General features: G+C 30.8%; 24 protein-coding genes. 21 read left to right on the forward strand and 3 right to left on the reverse strand.

Going from position 1 to position 21,396, the window contains the following annotated elements; all coding sequences use genetic code 11:
- Positions 1-54 precede the first annotated feature (54 nt).
- Positions 55-513 carry a large conductance mechanosensitive channel protein MscL gene (gene mscL, locus F553_RS0104215; protein ID WP_008538560.1) on the reverse strand — a complete coding sequence of 153 codons (459 nt, stop codon included), beginning with the start codon at positions 511-513 and terminating at the stop codon, positions 55-57.
- Between the two features lie 169 nt (positions 514-682).
- Here mscL and F553_RS0104220 point away from each other — a divergent pair, with 169 nt between their 5' ends.
- A complete protein-coding gene (locus F553_RS0104220) occupies positions 683-1,084 on the forward strand; it encodes a C-GCAxxG-C-C family protein (RefSeq protein WP_018999126.1) in 402 nt (133 codons plus the stop codon).
- 63 nt (positions 1,085-1,147) lie between these two features.
- On the opposite strand, the gene guaA is transcribed toward F553_RS0104220, so the two are convergent.
- Positions 1,148-2,668, reverse strand: coding sequence for a glutamine-hydrolyzing GMP synthase (gene guaA / locus F553_RS0104225; protein ID WP_033405513.1), 1,521 nt, complete (start codon positions 2,666-2,668; stop codon positions 1,148-1,150).
- A 139-nt stretch (positions 2,669-2,807) separates the two neighbouring features.
- Positions 2,808-3,773 carry a class II fructose-1,6-bisphosphate aldolase gene (fba, locus tag F553_RS0104230; RefSeq protein ID WP_008538557.1) on the reverse strand — a complete coding sequence of 322 codons (966 nt, stop codon included), beginning with the start codon at positions 3,771-3,773 and terminating at the stop codon, positions 2,808-2,810.
- Positions 3,774-3,972: 199 nt separating this feature from the next.
- Here fba and F553_RS0104235 point away from each other — a divergent pair, with 199 nt between their 5' ends.
- The 20 genes from F553_RS0104235 (at position 3,973) to glmM (ending at position 21,166) form a co-directional block, all read left to right on the forward strand.
- Positions 3,973-4,740, forward strand: coding sequence for a ribonuclease HII (locus F553_RS0104235; RefSeq protein WP_018999127.1), 768 nt, complete (start codon positions 3,973-3,975; stop codon positions 4,738-4,740).
- Positions 4,741-4,749: 9 nt separating this feature from the next.
- Complete coding sequence (locus tag F553_RS0104240) at positions 4,750-5,103, forward strand: YraN family protein (protein WP_018999128.1); 354 nt, start codon at positions 4,750-4,752, stop codon at positions 5,101-5,103.
- Positions 5,100-5,693 (forward strand): UbiX family flavin prenyltransferase, encoded by a 594-nt coding sequence (locus F553_RS0104245; RefSeq protein WP_018999129.1) that lies wholly within the window; start codon positions 5,100-5,102, stop codon positions 5,691-5,693. The genes F553_RS0104240 and F553_RS0104245 overlap by 4 nt, the downstream gene beginning before the upstream one ends.
- 83 nt (positions 5,694-5,776) lie before the next feature.
- Positions 5,777-7,306, forward strand: coding sequence for a YifB family Mg chelatase-like AAA ATPase (locus F553_RS0104250; RefSeq protein WP_018999130.1), 1,530 nt, complete (start codon positions 5,777-5,779; stop codon positions 7,304-7,306).
- Between the two features lie 24 nt (positions 7,307-7,330).
- Positions 7,331-8,191, forward strand: a complete 861-nt coding sequence (locus F553_RS0104255; RefSeq protein ID WP_018999131.1) for a shikimate dehydrogenase — start codon at positions 7,331-7,333, stop codon at positions 8,189-8,191.
- 94 nt (positions 8,192-8,285) lie between these two features.
- On the forward strand, positions 8,286-9,587 hold the full coding sequence (locus tag F553_RS0104260) for a GspE/PulE family protein (protein ID WP_018999132.1): 1,302 nt from the start codon (positions 8,286-8,288) through the stop codon (positions 9,585-9,587).
- Positions 9,547-10,563: a type IV pilus twitching motility protein PilT gene (locus F553_RS0104265; RefSeq protein WP_018999133.1), complete on the forward strand. Its 1,017-nt coding sequence runs from the start codon at positions 9,547-9,549 to the stop codon at positions 10,561-10,563. The genes F553_RS0104260 and F553_RS0104265 overlap by 41 nt, the downstream gene beginning before the upstream one ends.
- 1 nt (position 10,564) lies before the next feature.
- On the forward strand, positions 10,565-11,788 hold the full coding sequence (locus tag F553_RS0104270) for a type II secretion system F family protein (RefSeq protein WP_018999134.1): 1,224 nt from the start codon (positions 10,565-10,567) through the stop codon (positions 11,786-11,788).
- 32 nt (positions 11,789-11,820) lie between these two features.
- Positions 11,821-12,225 (forward strand): prepilin-type N-terminal cleavage/methylation domain-containing protein, encoded by a 405-nt coding sequence (locus F553_RS0104275; RefSeq protein ID WP_033405515.1) that lies wholly within the window; start codon positions 11,821-11,823, stop codon positions 12,223-12,225.
- Positions 12,226-12,267: 42 nt separating this feature from the next.
- Positions 12,268-12,741, forward strand: a complete 474-nt coding sequence (locus tag F553_RS0104280; RefSeq protein ID WP_018999136.1) for a prepilin peptidase — start codon at positions 12,268-12,270, stop codon at positions 12,739-12,741.
- Positions 12,742-12,789: 48 nt separating this feature from the next.
- A complete protein-coding gene (locus F553_RS0104285) occupies positions 12,790-13,191 on the forward strand; it encodes a hypothetical protein (RefSeq protein WP_224169659.1) in 402 nt (133 codons plus the stop codon).
- Complete coding sequence (locus F553_RS0104290) at positions 13,188-13,562, forward strand: hypothetical protein (protein WP_018999138.1); 375 nt, start codon at positions 13,188-13,190, stop codon at positions 13,560-13,562. Before F553_RS0104285 ends, F553_RS0104290 begins: the two co-directional genes overlap by 4 nt.
- Complete coding sequence (locus tag F553_RS0104295) at positions 13,504-14,112, forward strand: hypothetical protein (RefSeq protein WP_018999139.1); 609 nt, start codon at positions 13,504-13,506, stop codon at positions 14,110-14,112. The genes F553_RS0104290 and F553_RS0104295 overlap by 59 nt, the downstream gene beginning before the upstream one ends.
- A 36-nt stretch (positions 14,113-14,148) precedes the next feature.
- Entirely contained in the window at positions 14,149-14,598 is a 450-nt protein-coding gene (locus F553_RS0104300; protein ID WP_018999140.1) for a hypothetical protein, read from the forward strand.
- Positions 14,567-15,784: a PilN domain-containing protein gene (locus tag F553_RS0104305; RefSeq protein WP_018999141.1), complete on the forward strand. Its 1,218-nt coding sequence runs from the start codon at positions 14,567-14,569 to the stop codon at positions 15,782-15,784. Before F553_RS0104300 ends, F553_RS0104305 begins: the two co-directional genes overlap by 32 nt.
- A gap of 88 nt (positions 15,785-15,872) precedes the next feature.
- A complete protein-coding gene (gene pilO / locus F553_RS0104310; RefSeq protein ID WP_244263932.1) occupies positions 15,873-16,307 on the forward strand; it encodes a type 4a pilus biogenesis protein PilO in 435 nt (144 codons plus the stop codon).
- Between the two features lie 93 nt (positions 16,308-16,400).
- Positions 16,401-17,222 carry a diadenylate cyclase CdaA gene (gene cdaA, locus F553_RS0104315; protein WP_008538539.1) on the forward strand — a complete coding sequence of 274 codons (822 nt, stop codon included), beginning with the start codon at positions 16,401-16,403 and terminating at the stop codon, positions 17,220-17,222.
- A complete protein-coding gene (locus F553_RS0104320; protein WP_018999143.1) occupies positions 17,219-18,166 on the forward strand; it encodes a CdaR family protein in 948 nt (315 codons plus the stop codon). Before cdaA ends, F553_RS0104320 begins: the two co-directional genes overlap by 4 nt.
- A 30-nt stretch (positions 18,167-18,196) precedes the next feature.
- On the forward strand, positions 18,197-19,798 hold the full coding sequence (locus F553_RS0104325; protein ID WP_018999144.1) for an NAD(P)/FAD-dependent oxidoreductase: 1,602 nt from the start codon (positions 18,197-18,199) through the stop codon (positions 19,796-19,798).
- Positions 19,799-19,816: 18 nt separating this feature from the next.
- Positions 19,817-21,166, forward strand: a complete 1,350-nt coding sequence (gene glmM / locus F553_RS0104330) for a phosphoglucosamine mutase (RefSeq protein ID WP_018999145.1) — start codon at positions 19,817-19,819, stop codon at positions 21,164-21,166.
- Positions 21,167-21,396: the final 230 nt, after the last annotated feature.

Raw genomic sequence — 21,396 nt, forward strand, 5'->3', positions numbered from 1 at the left:
AAAAAAGCATAGTTTAATCGTTTTGATTAGACTATGCTTTCTTTTTGTATATTTTTAAGTTGTTGGTAAGTCAGAGGTACAATGAGCGCATTTAGTGGCTTCGTGAGGAATTTCAGATTTACAAAATGGGCAGATTTTTGTTTTTGGCGGTTCTTTAGGAATAGGAATTAATTTGTTTAGCTGTCTAATTAAACAAAAGACTACAAAAGCTAAAATTAAAAATTGGAGAAAATCTGTTAAAAAGGCACCATAAGCAAAAACAGCACCAGCTTTTTTAGCTGTTTCAAGGTCAGCACCTTTTTCAGCAAGTATGAAAGTCGCCTTACTAAGTGGCAGATACATATTGTTGAAATCAATACCACCAGTAAAAATACTGATTATAGGCATGATTAAATTTTTTACAATGGAATTTACAAGCCCTGTAAAAGCAGTACCAATAATCATACCAACTGCTAAATCAAGCATATTACCTTTAAAAGCAAATTTTTTAAACTCAATAAAGAAATTTTTCATAATAATAAAAACCTTTCTAAGCATAATGTATATAATTATAACCTATAAAGGTGAGTATTGAAAAGAAAAAAAGCATTTTTTAACAAATATTGTGCATTATTTTATCTATAAAATATAAATACAAATAAGTATAATAAATACATATTTTTAAGAATGGTGATGACTTTTTGTGAAAAATAAAGTAATGGAAAATTTTATAGATAATAATTATAATTGTTGTCAAGCTATTGTTTGTGATTATTGTGAAGAATTAGGCTTGTCAGAAGATGTAGCATTTAAATTAACAGAAGGATTTGGTTCTGGCATGGGAGGATTAAGAGATACTTGTGGAGCTGTTACAGGCATGTTTTTTGTAATAAGTCTAGCTAATAGTGCAGGTGATAAACATTTACCATTGAAAAGTAAATTTGATACATATAATAAATTTCAAGAAGTAGCAAAATTATTTAAAGAAAAATGTGGTTCAATATATTGTAGAGATTTGAAAAATATGGAGAAGAATAAAATTTTATCTTGTGAAGATTGTGTACAAGTAGCAGATGAAATTTTAAAGAAACACTATTTTAAATAAAATAATATTTTATTCAATAAAAAAGCTAAGTCCTCAAATAAGGACTTAGCTATATTTTTTATCTTATTCCCATTCAATTGTAGCTGGTGGTTTAGAAGTTATATCATAAACTATTCTGTTTACACCAGGTACTTCGTTTACAATTCTACGAGAAACTGTATCTAATACTTCATATGGAATTCTTGCCCATTCAGAAGTCATAGCATCGCTACTTGTAACAGCACGAAGTGCTACAGTGTGGCAATAAGTACGGCTATCACCCATAACACCTACAGAGCGGATGTTTGGAAGACAAGCGAAATACTGCCAAATTTTTTCGGAAAGACCAGCTTTAGCTACTTCTTCACGGAAGATAGCATCTGCTTCACGAACAACAGCGAGTTTTTCTTCAGTTACTTCGCCGAGAACGCGGATAGCAAGACCAGGACCTGGGAATGGTTGACGCCATACGAGGTCATGAGGAATGCCGAGTTCTTCACCTACTGCACGAACTTCATCTTTGAAGAGTTCACGAAGTGGTTCGATAAGATCGAATTGAATATCTTCAGGAAGACCGCCAACGTTGTGGTGGCTCTTAATTGTTGCAGAAGTTTTTGTACCACTTTCAACAATATCTGGATAGATTGTACCTTGAACAAGGAAATCAATTTTGCCGAGTTTATTAGCTTCAGCTTCAAATACACGAATGAATTCTTCACCAATGATTTTGCGTTTTCTTTCAGGATCAGAAACGCCAGCTAATTTACCTAAGAAACGGTCTTTAGCATCAACACGGATAAGGTTCATATCGAATTGTTTACGGAAGATAGTTTCTACTTGATCGCCTTCGTCTTTACGGAGTAAACCGTGGTCAACGAATACGCAAGTTAATTGTTTGCCTACAGCTTTGTGAACTAAAACAGCAGCAACAGAAGAATCAACACCGCCACTTAAAGCGCATAATACTTTTTTGTCGCCAACGATTTGTTTGATTTCTGCAATTTTGCTTTGAGCAAAAGAACTCATAGTCCAATCGCCTTTTAAGCCACAGATTTTGAATAAGAAGTTTTTCATCATCTGCTGACCAAATGGAGTATGTTCAACTTCTGGGTGGAATTGTACACCATATAATTTACGACTGTCATCGCACATAGCAGCAACAGGAGTATGCTTAGTATGAGCAATAGCTTTGAAACCTTCTGGAACTTTTTCTACATAGTCACGATGGCTCATCCAGCAAATTTCATCAGCATTGATACCATCAAATAAAACGCTAGTAGTATCAAGAGTGATGTCCATTTTACCATATTCGCCAGCTTCAGCATGAGCTACGCTACCACCGAGATTATGAGCTGTGAACTGATGACCATAGCAAATACCAAGTACAGGGATACCAAGTTCAAAGATTTTTGGATCAGCCTGTGGTGTATTGTCAGCGTAAACACTGCTAGGACCACCAGTGAAAATAATAGCTTGTGGATTTTTAGCTTTAATTTTTTCTACTGTATAATCATAAGGAACAATTTCACAGTAAACACCGCATTCTCTAACACGACGTGCAATTAATTGGTTATATTGACCGCCAAAGTCAATAACAAGAACCATTTCATGAATTGTGCTCAATTTTTTACCTCCTAATAATAAAAAACGCTCTCTTTACAAAAATAGTTTACTATACAGTAGTTTTTCTGTAAAGAGAGCTTTTATATTTGTTGCTATTTATTAAGCGAAATTTAATTTAAAATTAAGCTTTACCGTCACAACCAAGAACTTCTTTAATTTTGTGAGAAACGATTGCTTTGATGTTAGTTCTACCGTCAGCAACATATTGACGTGGGTCAAAATGATCAGGATGATCGTTGAAGTGTTTACGAATACCTGCAGTCATTGCAAGACGAAGGTCGGAGTCGATGTTGATTTTGCAAACAGCCATGGAAGCAGCTTTGCGGAGTTGGTCTTCAGGAACACCAACAGCATCTGGCATATGACCGCCATTTTCGTTGATAATTTTAACGAAATCTTGAGGAACGGAAGAAGCACCATGTAAAACGATTGGGAAGTTAGGAAGACGTTTAGCAACTTCTTCAAGAATGTCGAAACGAAGTGGAGGTGGTACTAAAATGCCTTGTTCATTTCTTGTGCATTGGTCAGGAGTGAATTTGTAAGCACCGTGGCTAGTTCCGATAGCAATAGCTAAGGAGTCAACACCTGTTTCTTTAACGAATTCTTCAACTTCGTTAGGATCAGTGTAATGAGCTTCATGAGCAGCTACTTTAACATCATCTTCGATACCAGCTAACTGACCAAGTTCTGCTTCTACTACTACGCCATGAGCGTGAGCATATTCAACAACTTCTTTTGTTTTTTCAATATTTTCTTTGAAGCTGTAGTGGGAACCGTCGAACATAACGGAAGTGAAACCGCCATCAATACAAGATTTGCAAGTTTCGAAATCTGCACCATGGTCGAGGTGTAAAGCGATTGGAAGACCAGTGTCTTCAATAGCAGCCTGTACAAGATGTACAAGGTATTGATGTTTAGCATATTTTCTAGCACCAGCGGAGCACTGAAGAATTAAAGGAGCGTTTAATTCTTTAGCAGCTTCAGTGATACCCTGAACGATTTCCATATTATTTACGTTGAATGCACCAATAGCATAATGGCCTTCATACGCTTTTTTAAACATTTCTTTTGTTGTTACTAATGGCATTAAAAAAACCTCCATAGACAAAATTTAAATTTCAAGACTATTATAGCATAAAATTTGTTTATTTGTATATCAAAATCTGAAAATTATTTAATTCAGACAATTCTTGTAATCTATAAATATTTTTTATAATAAATTATAGTTAAATCCGTTATGATATAATTTTAAAATAAATATAATTTTTATTTAAGTAGGTGAGCATATGAATATTGAAAAATTGTCTATAAAACAGATAAAGGATTTAATGGTTAAAGAGTGTAATGAAGAATTATTGACAGCGATAAAAAATGATGCCCGTAAAGGTGTACAAAGTATATATAAAAGTTATCAACGAGAAATGAAAGAACGTCAGCGAGTGGCTAATTTATATACTTTTGAAAATGAATGTAGAGCTAATGGTTATAAATTAATCGCTGGCGTAGATGAAGTGGGTAGAGGACCGCTCGCTGGGCCTGTAGTAGTAGCTAGTGTTATTTTGCTGGAGAATTTTTTTATTGAAAAAATAAATGATTCCAAGAAATTATCGGAGGCAACACGTGAAAAAATTTATGATATCATCATGGAAAATGCGATAGCTGTAAATAGAGCGATTATCGATGAAAAAACTATAGATAGAGTAAATATTTATCAAGCTGCAATGAATGGTATGTATGAAGCTATTTATGGATTAAACCCTAAACCTGATGCAGTATTAATTGATGCTATGCCTTTAGAAAGTTTGGATATATATCATCAATCAATAATTAAAGGTGATTCAAAATCTGCTTCGATTGCAGCAGCTTCCATTGTCGCTAAAGTGGAAAGAGATAGAATGATGAATGAATTTGATAAGATTTATCCACAATATGGCTTTGCTAAAAATAAAGGGTATGGAACAAGTGAACATTTAGAAGCTTTAAGAAAGTATGGACCATGTGAAATTCATCGAAAATCATTTGAACCAATAAAATCAATGGTGATGCAGAAATAAGGTATTTGTATGAAAAATATGGGCTTATGGGGAGAAAATAAGGCTGTAGAGTTTTTAAAGACAAAAAATTATACAATATTGACGAGAAATTATCATAGTAGATTTGGTGAAATAGATATTATAGCAAGGAAACAAAATACAATTATTTTTGTTGAAGTAAAGACTAGAAAAAATACTGCATTTGGATTTCCTGCGGAATTTGTGGATTATCAAAAACAACAAAAAATTATGAAAACGGCTCAATTATATATAAATGATAATTTTAATGCAGAATTTGATTATAGATTTGATATAATAGAGGTATTTCACTATGATGATAATAAGGTGAATTTTAATCATTTGAAAGGAGCATTTGAGCTTTGAAAACAAAGGGTTTTGAGCGAAAAAGACGTATTATAGTTGGTGTATCAGGGGCAAGTGGTGCGATTTATGCCTATAGATTGATACAAGTCCTTGCTGATAGTGGAATTGAAGTACATTTTGTGGCTTCAAAAGCAGGGCTTGAAGTATTAGAGTATGAATGTGGTTTAACTATGGTTCAATTGACACAAATGGTTCATAAGATTTATGATGTAAATCGAATTGATAGTGCAATAGCAAGTGGTTCTTTTCCTTGTGAATCAATGGTTATTGTACCTTGTTCCATGAAGACTTTAGGGTCTTTAGCAAATGGCATTGCTGGAAACTTACTCACTAGAGCAGCTGATGTAACTTTAAAAGAAGGTCGTAAGCTCGTTTTAGTAACAAGAGAAACACCAGTACATGCTATTCATTTAGAAAATATGTTGAAATTATCACATGCAGGTGCAAGGATAGTGCCAGCATGTCCAGGTTTTTATCATCGACCACAAACTATTGAAGAATTAGTTGATATGTTGGTAGGTAAAATATGTGATACTTTAAATGTAGATAATGATTTATTTGAACGTTGGACAGGACCAAGTGAAGTTTAAATTTTATTTGGGATAATTTATTAATAACAAATTGCATATAAAGGATATTGATAAATCACCCCAAAATATTATGGGGTGATTTTATGTTTGCAAAAACTTATGGGGCAACAACACTAGGTATAGATGGTGTACTCATAGAAGTTGAAGCTGATGTAGCAAATGGATTGCCAAAATTTGAAATAGTAGGTTTAGCAGATGTTGCAGTAAAAGAAGCTAAAGAAAGAGTTCGACCTGCTATTAGAAATACAAATGTCAATTTAGTGCCTAAGAAAGTAACGATAAATTTAGCTCCTGCCGATTTGCGCAAAAATGGTTCATCTTTAGATTTACCGATAGCTATAGCACTTTTGGAAGCATATGGATTTTTACCTAAGGATTGTTGTAGTGATAGTTTATTAGCTGCTGAATTATCTTTAGATGGTCAAGTAAAAACAATAACAGGAATTTTATCTATGGCTATTTTATGTAAAGAGCTTAAGTTTAAAAAATTTTTTGTAGCTAAAGGTAATGAACAAGAGGCTTTGTTGGTAGAAGGTATTGACGTATATGCTATAGCTACATTGTCAGAGCTAATAGATTTTTTACAAGGAAAAATAAAATTAAAACCAGCAAAAAGACAAAAGAGGTTATCTCAAGATATGCAATTCAAAGAAGATTTTGCTGATGTGCAAGGGCAATTTTTAGCGAAAAAAGCTTTGGAAATAGCGGCAGCAGGTGGCCATAATGTATTGATGGTGGGAGCACCAGGAACAGGGAAGACAATGCTTGCCAAGCGTTTAGCAACAATTTTACCACAAATGACATATCAAGAGGCTTTGGAAGTAACTAAGATTTATAGTATAGCTGGATTGTTATCAAGAGATAGTGGATTGGTAACGAAAAGACCTTTTCGCAGTCCACATCATACAATTTCTAGTGCTGGTATCATTGGTGGCGGTACTATACCAAAACCTGGAGAAGTAACTTTAAGTCATAATGGTGTTTTGTTCTTAGATGAATTACCAGAATTTAGCAAAGCTAGTTTAGAAGCATTAAGACAACCATTAGAAGATGGAGAAGTCATGATAACAAGGGTAAATGCTTCTTTAAAATTTCCTTCACGAATGATTTTAGTAGCTTCTATGAACCCCTGCCCTTGTGGTTATAAATATGATAATACACGCAATTGTACTTGTAGTGATTATGAAATAAAACGCTATACAAAGAAAATATCAGGGCCATTGCTCGATAGAATTGATATACAAATTCAAGTGCCACGAGTGGAATATAAAGATTTTGTAACAGATAAAAAAGCAGAGTCTTCAGAGCAGATACGCCAACGCGTTGAACAAGCAAGGCAGATACAATTAAAAAGATTTGCTCAAGCCAAAATAGTTTGTAATGCTCAAATGTCGCATGCTATGATAAAATCATATTGTAAATTAACAGCTAAGGCACAAGATATGTTAAAAATTGTTTTTGAACAGATGAGATTGAGTGCTAGAGCTTACGATAGGATTATTAAAGTGGCACAGACTATAGCGGATTTAGATAATAGTGAATATATAGAAGATAAACATATAGCAGAAGCCGTTCAATATCGTAATAATTTTAATTTACAAGAAAAAATTTAAAATTAAAGTAAAGGAAGCGAAATTATGGTATTTACAGGAAAAACAAAAAATTTAGGAGTAATTGGTTATCCTATAAAACATTCATTATCGCCAGTTATTCAAAATACAGCTATACAAAAAGCAGGTATTGATTATGCATATATTGCTATGCCGATAGCTCCTGAGGATTTAGAAAAAGCAGTAATAGGGTTAAAAGCATTAAATTTTACAGGATTTAATGTAACTATTCCGCATAAAGTAAATATCATGCAGTATTTAGATGAAATAGATGAGATGGCAAAATTAATAGGAGCTGTAAATACTGTACATATAAAAGATGGTAAATTATATGGATATAATACAGATGCTATTGGTTTTATCAATCCATTAGTAAAGGAAGATGTGGAAATAAAAGATAAAACAGCTGTGATTTTAGGAGCTGGTGGAGCTTGTAGAGCAGTTGTTTGTGGCTTGATAAAACAAGAAATAAAAAATATCATCTTAGCCGTTAGAAATCCAGCAAAAGCACAATTATTAGCAAATGATTTTAATGATTTAGTTGATATAAAAGTGTGTGATTGGCATAGTGAAGAATTTAAACAATATTTAGCTCAAGCTGATTTATTAGTAAATACTACTCCTTTAGGAATGGAAGGCAATATCGATAGTAAACCACCTGTTGCTTGGGAAAGTGTAAAAAAATCTGCGTTTGTTTATGATATTGTATATATCCCTGCTGAAACTAAATTTTTACAAGAAGCCAAAGAATATGGGCATAAAATATTAAATGGTGAAAGAATGTTAGCTGAACAAGGAGCAGCAGCACTTCATTTATGGACTGATAAAGATATAAATGTGGATATCATGGTGAAAACGTTACATGATTATTTGAATAAAAATAAATAAAGGTTTGTTTAGACCGCTATGAACATAGATGTATGGGTGAGATTGAGATGAGGCCTGTACATCTATTTTTATTTTAGAAACGAAGATGAAGTAAATGGAAATAGAAAAGGATTTGGAGCAATTATCATTAAAAATAATGAGAAATTTGCAATTACAGGGCAAACATAATATATTGCAAGGTTATCGTAATAAATCACCTGTAGCTGATTTTATAGATTGTTTGTTAGAAAATGCCTATAAATTGCAAGCTAGTGATATTCATTTAGAGCCACAGGAAAAATATTTGCAAATTCGCTATAGAATAGATGGAAAATTGATATTGATTTATAAAGCTTCAAATAAGATCAGTAACTTTTTGATATCATATTTAAAATTGATAAGTAATCTAGATATAGCAGAAAAGCGTTTGCCACAAGATGGAAAATTTATTTTTCCTGCTCAAAATATAGATATCAGGATATCTACTATACCTGTACTTTTTGGCGAAAAAGTGGTTTTGCGACTATTGGGGAATAAAGAAAATCTGTTGAATTTAAATCAAATGGGATTTTCTAAAATGAATTTAAAATATTTTAAAGATATGATAAGTGCTTCAAGTGGTCTTATTGTGATAACAGGCCCTGTAAATTCTGGAAAATCTACTTTACTTTATGCTAGTTTAAATTATTTGAATAGGTTAGATACTAACATTATTACGATTGAAGATCCTGTAGAGTTAAATCTAGATGGTATAAATCAGATGCAAATAAATCAAAAAGCAGGCATGGATTATGCTGTAGCTTTGAAAGCCTCACTTAGACAAGACCCAGATATTGTAATGATAGGAGAAATAAGAGATGAAATGGTAGCTAAGCAAGCGATAACTACGGCATTGACGGGTCATTTAGTATTAACTACTTTGCATACTAAAAATGCTTTGGGTGTGCCAGCTAGATTAATTGATTTAGGAGTCAGTCCTGTGATGCTTAGCATTGCTTTATTAGGTATGACCTCACAGCGATTAGTGAGAAAGATTTGCCCTAAATGTAAAGTTAGTTATAAACCAAGTGAAAATTCTTTAGAAGCATTTTTTTTAGGAAAAGATTTTTATTTAGGTATGGATTTATATAAGGGAAAGGGGTGTAAATATTGTAATTATACAGGTTTTTTAGGTCAAATAGCTCTGCAAGAGATTTTAAGACCTACAGAAAAAATGAGATATTTAATCAGTAGAGATGATGTTGATGTGAATTTAAAACGAGAGGCGAGGTTAACAGATTTTAAATCTTTATTAGATGATGGAAAGATGAAAGTTTTACAGGGCATAACTACAGCTCAGGAAGTATGGAAAACTTTAAATGGAGTATATCAAATAAATGAAGTTCCTAGAAATTTTACAAAAAGCGATAGCGTGTAAGTGGTCAGATATTCATTTAACTACTGACAAAAATATATATTATCGCCAAAATAATAAGTTGAATATTTGGGAAGATGAATTTTTTACAAGAGAAGATTTTAAGGAAGTGATAGAAAATACATTAAATGAAACACAGAAAATGCTATTTAGGCAAAATAAAGTGATAGATTATGCTTATGAATTTAATAATAGAAGGTTTAGGATAAATATCTATATGATTTATAAAGGCTATGGTATGGCTATTAGATTGATAAATGATAATGTAAAGCCTATAGAGAATTTTTATCAGCAAAAAGTCTTGCGAGATATTTTGCATAATGATAATGGTTTAATACTGATTTGTGGTGCTACAGGAACAGGAAAATCAACGACGTTAGCTTCTATGATAGAGTATATAAATCAAAATAAATTTAAGCATATCATAACTTTAGAAGAGCCTATAGAATATGTATTTACTAATAAGAAATCATTAATTCATCAAAGAGAATACCATGTAGATTTTGAAAATTTCAGTGAAGCTATAAAGATGGCAATGCGACAAGACCCAGATGTGATAATGGTAGGAGAAATAAGAGATACAGAAACGATGAAAGCTTGTTTAAATGCTGCTGAAACAGGTCATCTAGTTTTAGGAACATTACATGCTTCTTCGGTGATAGAAGCGATAATACGCATGGAAAGTTTTTTTAATCAAGAACAGATAGAAGCTATTAGTATGCAGATTGCAAGTTCGTTAAACAGTATTATCATTCAAAAATTAATCCCGACGATGGATGAAAATTTAGTTTGTTGTATGGATATTTTATTGGCAAGTACAGCAGTCAAAAATTTAATCAGTAAAAATCAATTATCACAGTTGATTTCGCAGATGCAATTAAATAGACAAAATGGTATGCAGTTTATACAAGATGATATAGAAAAATTAGTTAAAGCTAAATTAATAGATGAAAAAATAGCAAAGAAGTATATAGGTTAAGATGATGACTAAATTTTTTTATATAGCAAGAGATTATCAACAAGGCAATTTAATAAAGGGTTCTTTAGTAGCAAATAATAAATTGGAGGTGATTGATTATTTAAGGCGAGAACAATATTTGATAATAGCTATACACAATAATGATATCTATAGTATAAAAGAATATATAAAAAGCATAGGAAAAGATGAGAAGATTACTAATAAACAAGTGATTTTACTTTGCCAGCAATTGTCAATTATCTTAGAGTCAGGAATAGATATTATAGAGGCTTTAAAAATAGTTAAGAATAATTTACGTGATAAAAATATAAAAAATTTTATAGAAAAAACAATTATAGGCTTAAATGAAGGTGAAAATTTATCTGCTATATGGCAAAAAAATTTTAATTTACCTGCGTATTTAATAAGTTCAATAAATATAGCAGAACATACAGGTCTATTAGCAGAAGCATTGAAAGACACAGGAGTTTTTTTAGCCAAAGAATATGAATTAAAACAAAAATTGAGGCAGATATGTATTTATCCAGTTTTTTTGTTGTGCGTTCTGGCAATAGTAATTATGTTGATGATTTTTTTAGTCATTCCAGCATTTGCAGATATTTTTCAACGTATGCATATTGATTTACCTTATTTAACAGTAACTATTTTATCTATAGGTTTAAATATAAAAGCTCATTTTATAAAATTATGCACATTCTTATTGATGATTTTTATAGCTATTATTTTGGTAGGGCAAAAAGATAAATTAAGATTAATTTTTTTGAAATATATATTAAAATTGCCTGTATTTGGTGATTTCTTGCGAAAGTTTTATTTAGTAAATATAGTTAATCAGCTAATTTTTTTATTGGGAAGTGGTATCAGTATAGATGAAGCTTTAAATATTATGTTAAATAGCAATCACAATATATTAGTACAAGACAATTTAAAAACGGTGCAAAATTTAGTAAAGCAAGGTTTTTCATTAGCTGATGCTTTTGCTAAAGTTTCGTTGAGCGTAAATATTTTACAAGAATTCATAGATATTGGCGAAAAAACAGGTATGTTAAAAGATATATTGTCTTATTTAGTTAGTTTTTGGGAAAAAGAATTAGATAATACAATAAAGATATGCTTGCAACTATTAGAGCCGATATTGATGATAAGCGTGGGCTTTATTGTGGGAGTATTTATTATAGCTATTATTATGCCTTTATTTGATTTGGTAAATAATATTGGTTTATAAATTTTTAGTTATTATGAGAAAGAATGATAAAAATGATGAATAAAATTGAACAATTAAAACTAAGTGAAGATGGTTTTACTTTGATTGAGATGATGATTGTTGTAGCAATTATTGCTATTTTGACAGCAATAGCCCTACCGAAATTTAATGAATCTTTAGCTATGGCAAATACATCTAGAGTACAAGCTGATTTGCAATCTTTAGATACAGCAATAGCAATGTATAAAGTCCAAAATAATAGAGCACCACAGGATATAAGTGATTTAGATGAATATATTGATGTAGAAAATATAAAGGCACCTACTGGAGATGTATATGTAAATGGCGTTTTGACTTCTAATGAAACAGGAGAAAATTATAGTCTAAATTCAGATAAAACAAATGCTACTTTTATGGGAAAAACTAGAATGGAATTTGGTAAAAATACTGGTGAATAATATTCATAAATAGAGATAAATATTAAAGAGATAAGTAATAAAATGGAAGCAAGTTTTATTTATGATTTGATTGTTTGTATGTATTTAGGCAAAATTGCTTGGGTAGATTTTAAGACTTTGAAAATAAAAAATAAGAGTTTATTATATCTAGGATTGATTTTAGCTATTCGATTAATGATTTTTAATATAAATTTAGAAAAAGTAATCTATGCATTATTAATCAATTTAATTATCTTTGGTATGATATATTTTTACCCTAAGCAATTAATGGGTGCAGGAGATTTGAAATTAGCTTTAGTTTTAGCTTTATGGTGTAATTATCCTCAATGTATAGTGGCGATATATGTAAGTTTTATTTTTGGCGGAGTTGTAGCCATTTATTTTTGTTTAAGGAATATAAATAAAGTGAGTAAAAAAGAAAAGATATCTTTTGCACCAATGCTTATCTTAGGAAATATCATAGCTTTTTTTGAAGCTGATGATATTTTAAATTTGTGGCTTAGTTTTATAGGTTAATTGCAAATGTGGTATATAGAATTAATTATAATGACAGGGATTATAGCATTGTTTACACAGAGTGTGATATTTGTTGATTTTGCCAGTGAAGAACAGCAGGTCAATAATGAAGCAATAAATTTAGTCAGTATATTGATGAATGTGCAGGAGCGTTCAAGAAATTATCATTATATGAAAGATAGTGATTTTAGACCACATTGTTATATTTATAGAGATAAATATATATTGAAATTAAATGAAAATACAGTAGAAGAAGTATATTACTTGCCTGATGATATAAATATAGATTTTGATGATAATGCTAATTTTTATGTTTTTCGCCAAAATAGTTTATACAACAGTTGGCCAAATAAAACGATAAAAATTTATAGTGGAAATACAGCAAAATATATTGTGATAAATCGTGTGGGTAGAATACGTATAATAAATTCTTATGAGGACTCATCATGAATATGTGGCAAAATTTAAATAAAGATGAAAATGGATTTTTGCATATAGAATTATTGATTTTGATGGCTATATTGTCTAGTGTAGCAATGATATATATTTGTATGGGAATTTTGAGAAATCAACAGTTAAACAATGGTTATAGAATGACGGCGATATATTTAGCACAAGGATATTTAAATCTCATGGAAGAACAAAAAGCAAATATTATTCCCAATCAAATAGAATGTAATGGTATGAAATATATGATAAAACAAAATGAAATTTTTCAAGATGATATAGATGAAATCAGTATTGAAATAAGCTGGCGCTATCATGATCAAGAAGAGATGGAATATCAAGAAAGAGAAATTAAAAGAGAAGCTATTAAATGAACAACAAGGCTTTATTGTAGGTGATGCATTGATAATTTTGCCGTTAATTTTTAGTTTAATAATTGCTATTTTAGTCATAGTGCAAGCCATTAGCAGTAGTATCTTTAACTATATTGACAATTGGATATTGCAAGAACAGACGAAAAATATTTTGGAGAATATGGCAACAGAAATTACTTATGCTGATGAAATCATAGACCAGATAGATTTTGCACATAAAGAAACATTGATTATTGCGACAAAAAGAAGGGCTACAGCTAATTCTGATGATATGGAAAAATATATCGGTTTTCGCAAAGAAGGAGCGATTATTTATCGTTGTGAAATATCCAAATTGAATAATGATATATATACTATTCGAGCAAAACAGCCGTTAAATAGCGAAAATTATTTTGGTAATGATAATATAAGTTATAGTTGTCGTAAAATTGGCGATGACTTATATCAGTTAGATGTAATTGGTAAAACTTATAGAACTAATCAAGAATTTAAACTTACTACAGTAGTTTTACAGCGAAATGCAAAAATAATGGATAATGTAGAGCCTTAATCGAAGAAATAATTGAAGAAAAATGAGGGTTTAATCATGGACAAAGAAGATGGTATGATAAGTATTTCTATGCTGATTGTTTTGAGTTTAATGGCTGTTTTTTCTTTGTATATTTATAGATTAAGTCTTACAGAAAATGATAGTTTAGAAATATTAAAAATGAATATGCAGACTAAAAATTATACAATAAGTGAGAGTTTAAATTTAATTGATATATATAAATATGATAAAGAAAAATGGCAAGATGATTGCATGAAGGCACAAGGTAAAGATGAATTTGATGAGGCTATTGTAGTAGATGAAAAGACAGTAATGGATAAACAGATGAAAAAATCTGTAAAGATAAAAGCATATTTAATGCAGATATATAATCAAGATATATACAAATTAATTGTAGAAAGTAATTTAGAAGATATTACAAATCAAAATTGTATTTATTTACAAAAGAAAGATGATGATTGCATTGTACAGCGTTGGGAACGTTAAAAGAGAGTTAAAGAAAATAGGAAGAAAATTATATATAAGAGATTTTGCTAAGTTTATATTTGCTTATATAGAAGAAGATAAACTTTCTTTGCTGACAGTGCAGAAAATAACTGATGATAGATGGCAAATCATTCATTTTTATGCGGAAAAAATTCAGAAAAATAATGAAGATATTAATTTTTATCAAGAGATTTTATATAGATTTTATAAGGAACAAGAACGAGAAAATATAAAATATTTAGTGATAAACTTTGCTGAGCAAAAACAGCAGATTTTACATTATAGTTTTCCTCGTATGCCTTTGTCGGAAATAAAAAAAGCCCTGTATTGGGAGTTACAGGAAGATATAAAGTTAAAGGAGTATTATTATACATATACATTAGAAGATGAAAAAGAAAATTATAATTTAAAAGTGAATTTAATTAATAAGAATTTAGTGGATTTATGGCAACAATTGGCAAAAGAGCAAAATCTTAATTTGTATAGTGTATTTTGTCAAAATGATGTAAAAATAGATGTGATAGCAGAAGATGAATATATAAAGAGGTATAGAGTAGAAAAACAAAGTGATATTTTTAATTGTGAGCTACAAATAGATAGAGAATTATTGGCGGAAATAGAAGATTTTGATGTGATAAGTAAAATTTTAGTATGTTTTTTACAGCGACAATATCAAGAATTTTTGCCTAAAAAACAACAGTTGAGTTGTTTAAATTGGCAAAATATATATTTATTGTTGATAACTATTTTATTATCTTGTAGTTGTTGTTTAGGTGGTTATGCAATTACAAAATATTATCAAGCAGAAAGACAGGAACAAAATATAAAAGAAGAAATAGCTTTAGTACAAAATGATATAGATGATATAGAGCAGCTAAAACAACAAGAAGCTTTAATTAAAGATAAACAAAAATTAGTACAGAATTTAGAAGAAAAATCAGTGAATATATATGCTATTTTAATTAATTTAGGTGCAAATACAGTAGATGATGTAGCTTTAACTGATTTGAAGATAAAAGATGGAAAAATTTTTTTGAAAGGACGAGCGAAAAATTATCAAAATATAGCTGTATATAAAGAGAAATTATCGGAAATAAGATTTTTCCAAACGAGTGAAATTGGAGAGATAAAGATTAATACGGAAGATAATTTATTGGATTTTACGATGAAGATAGTGATGAGGTAAAATGAAATATAAAGATTATAAACATTTAATTATTTGCATAAGTATCATTAGTCTATGGATAATGATACTATTTTTTTTAGGAAATATAGTGAGTTCGAAAATAGATATATTCAATACTGAAAAAAATCAACAACAAGAAGAATTAATAGGTTATTATGATTTTATGGCAAAAAATAAAAGTATAGATAGTTATAGAGAAAAGATAAATTTTAATTTAAATTTATTGACAGAAAAAATACCGCAAGAGATAGATGAAGAAAAGTTTTTATTACAATTAAATGATATGGCAAAATATTCATCAGTGAATATCATAGAAATGATGCCTAAAAATAAGAGTACACAAGATAATTTAAAGCAGGAAGAAATAGAACTTGTATTGCAAGGTGATTATTTTGCTATAGTTGATTTTTTACATCAATTGAATTTAAATAGTAGATTGGTAAGTATACAAGATAGCAATATTTTTATACAAAATAATACGATAAATGCGAAATTAACTTTACAAATTTATGCGAATAATTAATAATAGATAAAGATAAATAAAATCTGTTATAATTAAATAGAATATTTTTATATTTAAATTTTATACTTAATATAGATGGGAGTAGTAATCTATATGTTGATACAGCTAGAAGGTCTTATAAAAACTATAGGCATATTAGATGTCTTTGATATTTTAATTGTGGCATTTATTTTATATCGAGTGTATAAAATGTTAGAAAATACACGAGCGATAACCTTGACAAGAGGTTTATTGATATTATTACTTTTAGCGATTATTACTAGTTGGCTTGAATTGCATGTTATAAACTGGTTATTACAAAAGATTGTTACTTTATTATTTGTAGCATTGCCAATTGTATTTCAACCAGAATTGCGACGTGCTTTAGAGCATATAGGTGAAGGTGGATTTTTCAAACGTTCAATGTTGTTGAACTATGAAGAAGCTTGTTCGTTAGTATCAGAATTGGATAAGGCTGTTACAAAATTATCATCTACAAAAACAGGAGCATTGATTGTACTTGAGCGCAATATGGGTTTAAATGATATTTGTGCAAGTGGAATAAAAATTGATGGGATTGTTAGTGCTGAATTTTTACTAAATGTATTTATCCCAAACACTCCACTACACGATGGAGCAGCCATTATACGCGGTAATCGTTTGATTGCAGCAGGTTGTTTATTGCCACTTACTGATGATAGGTCATTGAGCACAGAGCTTGGTACTCGCCATCGTGCAGCTATAGGTTTATCAGAACAATGTGATGCTGTAGTTGTTATTGTCAGTGAAGAGACAGGAACAATTTCTGTGGCTGAAGCTGGTAGAATATATCGTCATTTAGATTCTGAACAGTTAAAACAATATTTGATGCCAATATTTTCACCAAGAAAGACAACCTTAAAAGAAGCTGTCTTGAAATGGAGGCAAAAAAAATGATAAGTTTTTTTAGAAAAAATCTTCCAGAAAAATGTTTAGCACTTATAGTTGCCATAGGTTGCTGGATTTTTGTAATGAATGACCAAAATCCGCAGATTGAAAATACTTATACAGTGCCAATTGGAATAGTTAATGCACCAGAAGGATATCAAATATCCAAAGATGTTGAAGAAGTAAAATTGAAAGTGCGTGCACCACGTTCGCTATTTTCAAATGTAGAAACATCTAGCTTCAGAGCTTATGTAGATTTAAATGGTGTGGAAAATGGAATTCATGATTTACAGATACAGACAGTTTTACCTAGTGGTTTTGAATTGATTTCAGCAGGTCCAACAAAAGTATCTATAAATGTTGATAAAATTGAGCAAAAAGAAGTACCTGTTCGCTTGAATTTATCTGGTATTCCAGGTGATGGCAAAGTGGTAGCAAGTGTAGAACAGTCTTTACAGAATATAACAATTGAAGGCCCTGTTAGCATTTTAAATAAAGTAACAGCGGCAGTAGGTTATATTGGTGTAAATGGAAATAATGAAAACTTTAGTGTAACAGTGCCACTTATTGCAGTTAATGACAAAGATAAAGAAGTGGAAGGCGTTAAGCTATTACCTAAAACAGTAGATGTTTCCATTATTTTGGCTAAAGGTTTAAACAAAAAAATTATCGATATAAAACCGACATTGATGTCTGATTTGCCAATGGGTTATATCTTAAAATCAGTGAAGGTAGAGCCTGAAAAAATAGAAGTTAGTGGTAATCCTGATATTATTGGCAATATGACTTATTTATCCACAGAAAATATATCTTTGGCAAATGTTACAAAATCGACGAAACAAACAGTTAATTTAATTGTGCCAGAAGATATAAATGTTCCTAATCAGGAAGTAACTGTATGGATAGAAATAGAAACAAAAGAAAATAAAACTGATAATAAAACAAATAAATAAAGTTAAAATAAGATGAAGTAGGTTTGTTAAATGATAAGAATTAAAAATTTTAATGTACCATTTAATGACCAATCTCCGATAAATGATTTAGTTGCAAAACGATTGAAGTTACCACCTCAACATATTGATGAGGTGGTAATTGTTCGTAAGGGGATTGATGCTAGAAGGTATAAGGGAGCTCCTATTTATTTTGTGTATATATTAGATGTGAAAGTTAATATTGCAGAAAATAAAGTTTTAGCTAGATTAAAAAAAGACAAGAATGTAGAAATCGTAACTACAAAAAAAGCAGATAAAATTAATTGTCAAAAAAGTAAAACATCTAGACCGATAATAATTGGTTTTGGCCCTGCGGGAATGTTTTCGGCTTTAGTTTTAGCTAAAAATGGATATCGGCCACTTATTTTTGAACGTGGAAGTGATGTGGATACTAGACATCAAGATATTGAAAAATTTTGGCAAGGCGAACAATTAAAAGAAAATTCGAATGTACAATTTGGCGAAGGTGGAGCAGGAACTTTTTCTGATGGCAAATTAACAACTCGTATTAATGATAGTAAAATTACAGATGTGTTAGAAGCTTTTGTAGAAGCTGGAGCACCACCAGAAATAAAATATCTGCATAAACCACATATTGGTACTGATATTTTGCGCATTGTTGTAAAAAATATTCGTGAGAAGATAAAAGCTTTGGGCGGAGAAATTTTCTTTAATTCACAAGTTACAGATTTTATAATAAAAGATGATAAAATCTGTGGGGTTGAAATCAATCATAAAGAAAAATTCACAGCAAGTGATGTATTTTTAGGTATTGGTCATAGTGCAAGAGATACGTATGAATTGTTATATTCCAAGGGAATATCCATGGAAGCGAAACCTTTTGCAATTGGTGTCCGCATAGAACATCCGCAAGATTTAATTGATAAAGCTCAATATGGTGAAGATTATAAAAGTGAATTATTGCCAGTAGCAGATTATTCATTGACTTATAATAATCGTCAAAAAGGTAGAAGTGTATATTCTTTTTGTATGTGCCCAGGTGGTCAAGTAGTAGCTGCTGCTTCAGAACTAGGCAGAGTTGTTGTAAATGGTATGAGTAATTATAAACGTAATTCTGGTATTGCAAATAGTGCATTGCTCGTCAATGTAACACCAGATGATTTTGGTCATAATGTCTTAGATGGCATTGCTTTTCAACGTCATTATGAAGAAATGGCATATATTTGTGGTGGTAAAAATTATCATGCACCAGTGCAAACGGTTGGCGATTTCTTAAAAGATAAAGTAAGTGATGATAATTTTTTAGTAGAACCAACATATAAACCGGGAGTAAAGCTTTGCAATTTACGCGAATGTTTACCAGATTTTACAACGCAGATGTTGGCTGAAGCATTACCTAATTTTGATAAGAAAATTCCAGGTTTTGCAGGTGAACATGTGGTGATGACTGGGGTAGAAATGCGTTCTTCTGCACCATGTAGAATTATCCGCAACAGACAAACATATATGTCTGAAAATATAAAAGGGTTATATCCTATAGGCGAAGGTGCTGGATACGCTGGCGGTATAATGAGTGCTGCCGTTGATGGCGTAAATGCAGCTTATGCTTATATAGAAAATATTATAGAATAATTGAGAGGGGTTTATTTTATGGCTAGAATGTTTGGAACTGACGGTGTTAGAGGTAAGGCAAATGTTGAATTAACACCAGAATTAGCTTATAACTTAGGACGTGCTGCTGCCATTTATTTTACAAAGAAAGATGGCGAAGCTTGCACAATCTATATTGGTAGAGATACTCGCTTATCTGGTCCAATGTATGAAGCAGCTTTATCTGCAGGGATTTGTTCTGCTGGTGGTAATGTAGTGTTAACAGGTGTAATGCCAACTCCAGCTGTAGCTTATTTAGCTCGCAAACATAAAGCTGATGCAGGTATTGTAATTTCTGCTTCTCACAATCCATTCCATGATAATGGTATTAAATTCTTTGGTGGCGATGGTTATAAATTACCAGATGCTGTAGAAGATGAAATCGAAGCATTAGTACATGAAATTGAAAATAATGATAATTTATATCGTCCAACAGATGACAAAATTGGTAATGTAGTTTATCGTCATGATTTATTGGATGAATATGTATCTTTTGTAACTAAAACTACTGATATCGAATTAGAAGGTATGAAAATTGTTTTAGACTGCGCAAATGGTGCATCTTATGAAGCTATGCCAAAAATTTTACGTCGTTTAGGTGCAGATGTAATCGTAATTCACGATAAACCAAACGGTATCAATATCAACGACAATTGCGGTTCAACACATTTAGAATCTTTGATGGAAGCTGTAAAAGAACATAAAGCAGATATTGGTATTGCTCATGATGGTGATGCTGATAGATGTTTATGTATCGATGAAAATGGTGAATTCATCGATGGCGACCATATGATTGCAGCTTGTGCTATTTATATGATGGGCAAAGGCAAATTAAAAGATAATACTGTAGTTACTACAGTTATGGCAAATATCGGTTTCCATAAAGCTATTAAAGAAAATGGCGGACGTACAGAAATCACAGCTGTAGGCGATAGATATGTATTAGAAAATATGCTTGCTAATGGCTATAACTTAGGCGGAGAACAATCTGGTCATATTATCTTTACAGATTTTTCTACTACTGGTGATGGCCCTGTTACAGCACTTCAAGTATTATCTTATTTAAAACGTACAAGACATAAAGCTTCTGCAATTACAAAAATCATGACAAGTTATCCACAGCTTTTAGTAAATGTAAAAGTAGCTACTAAAGATGGTTGGGAAGATAATGAAGCTATAAAAGCTTCTATCGAAGAAGGCAAACAACAATTAGGTGAAAATGGTCGTATTTTAGTACGTCCATCTGGTACAGAACCTTTAATTCGTGTAATGGCTGAAGGCCCTGACCAAAAAGAATTGGAAGAAATCTGCTATAAAATTGCTGATGTAGTAAAAGCTCAGCAAGGATAAATAGAAAAATATATTTATTTTATTTCTATTGACAAAATCATAAGTTATAATTAAAATATGAGCATGCACAAAGATGAAATAATTTTGTGCATGCTTTTTTGATATAGTTCTGTATATAAAGATAATAAAAGGGTTTATATAAACTTTAGCGCTGGCTCTGTTTTATATTTATGAAATAGAGTACGAGGAAGAAGTCGTCGAAAATATCAGCGGATGCTTCTCGGCTTAAT

This window comes from Megamonas rupellensis DSM 19944, from assembly GCF_000378365.1.
GTDB classification, from domain to species: domain Bacteria; phylum Bacillota; class Negativicutes; order Selenomonadales; family Selenomonadaceae; genus Megamonas; species Megamonas funiformis.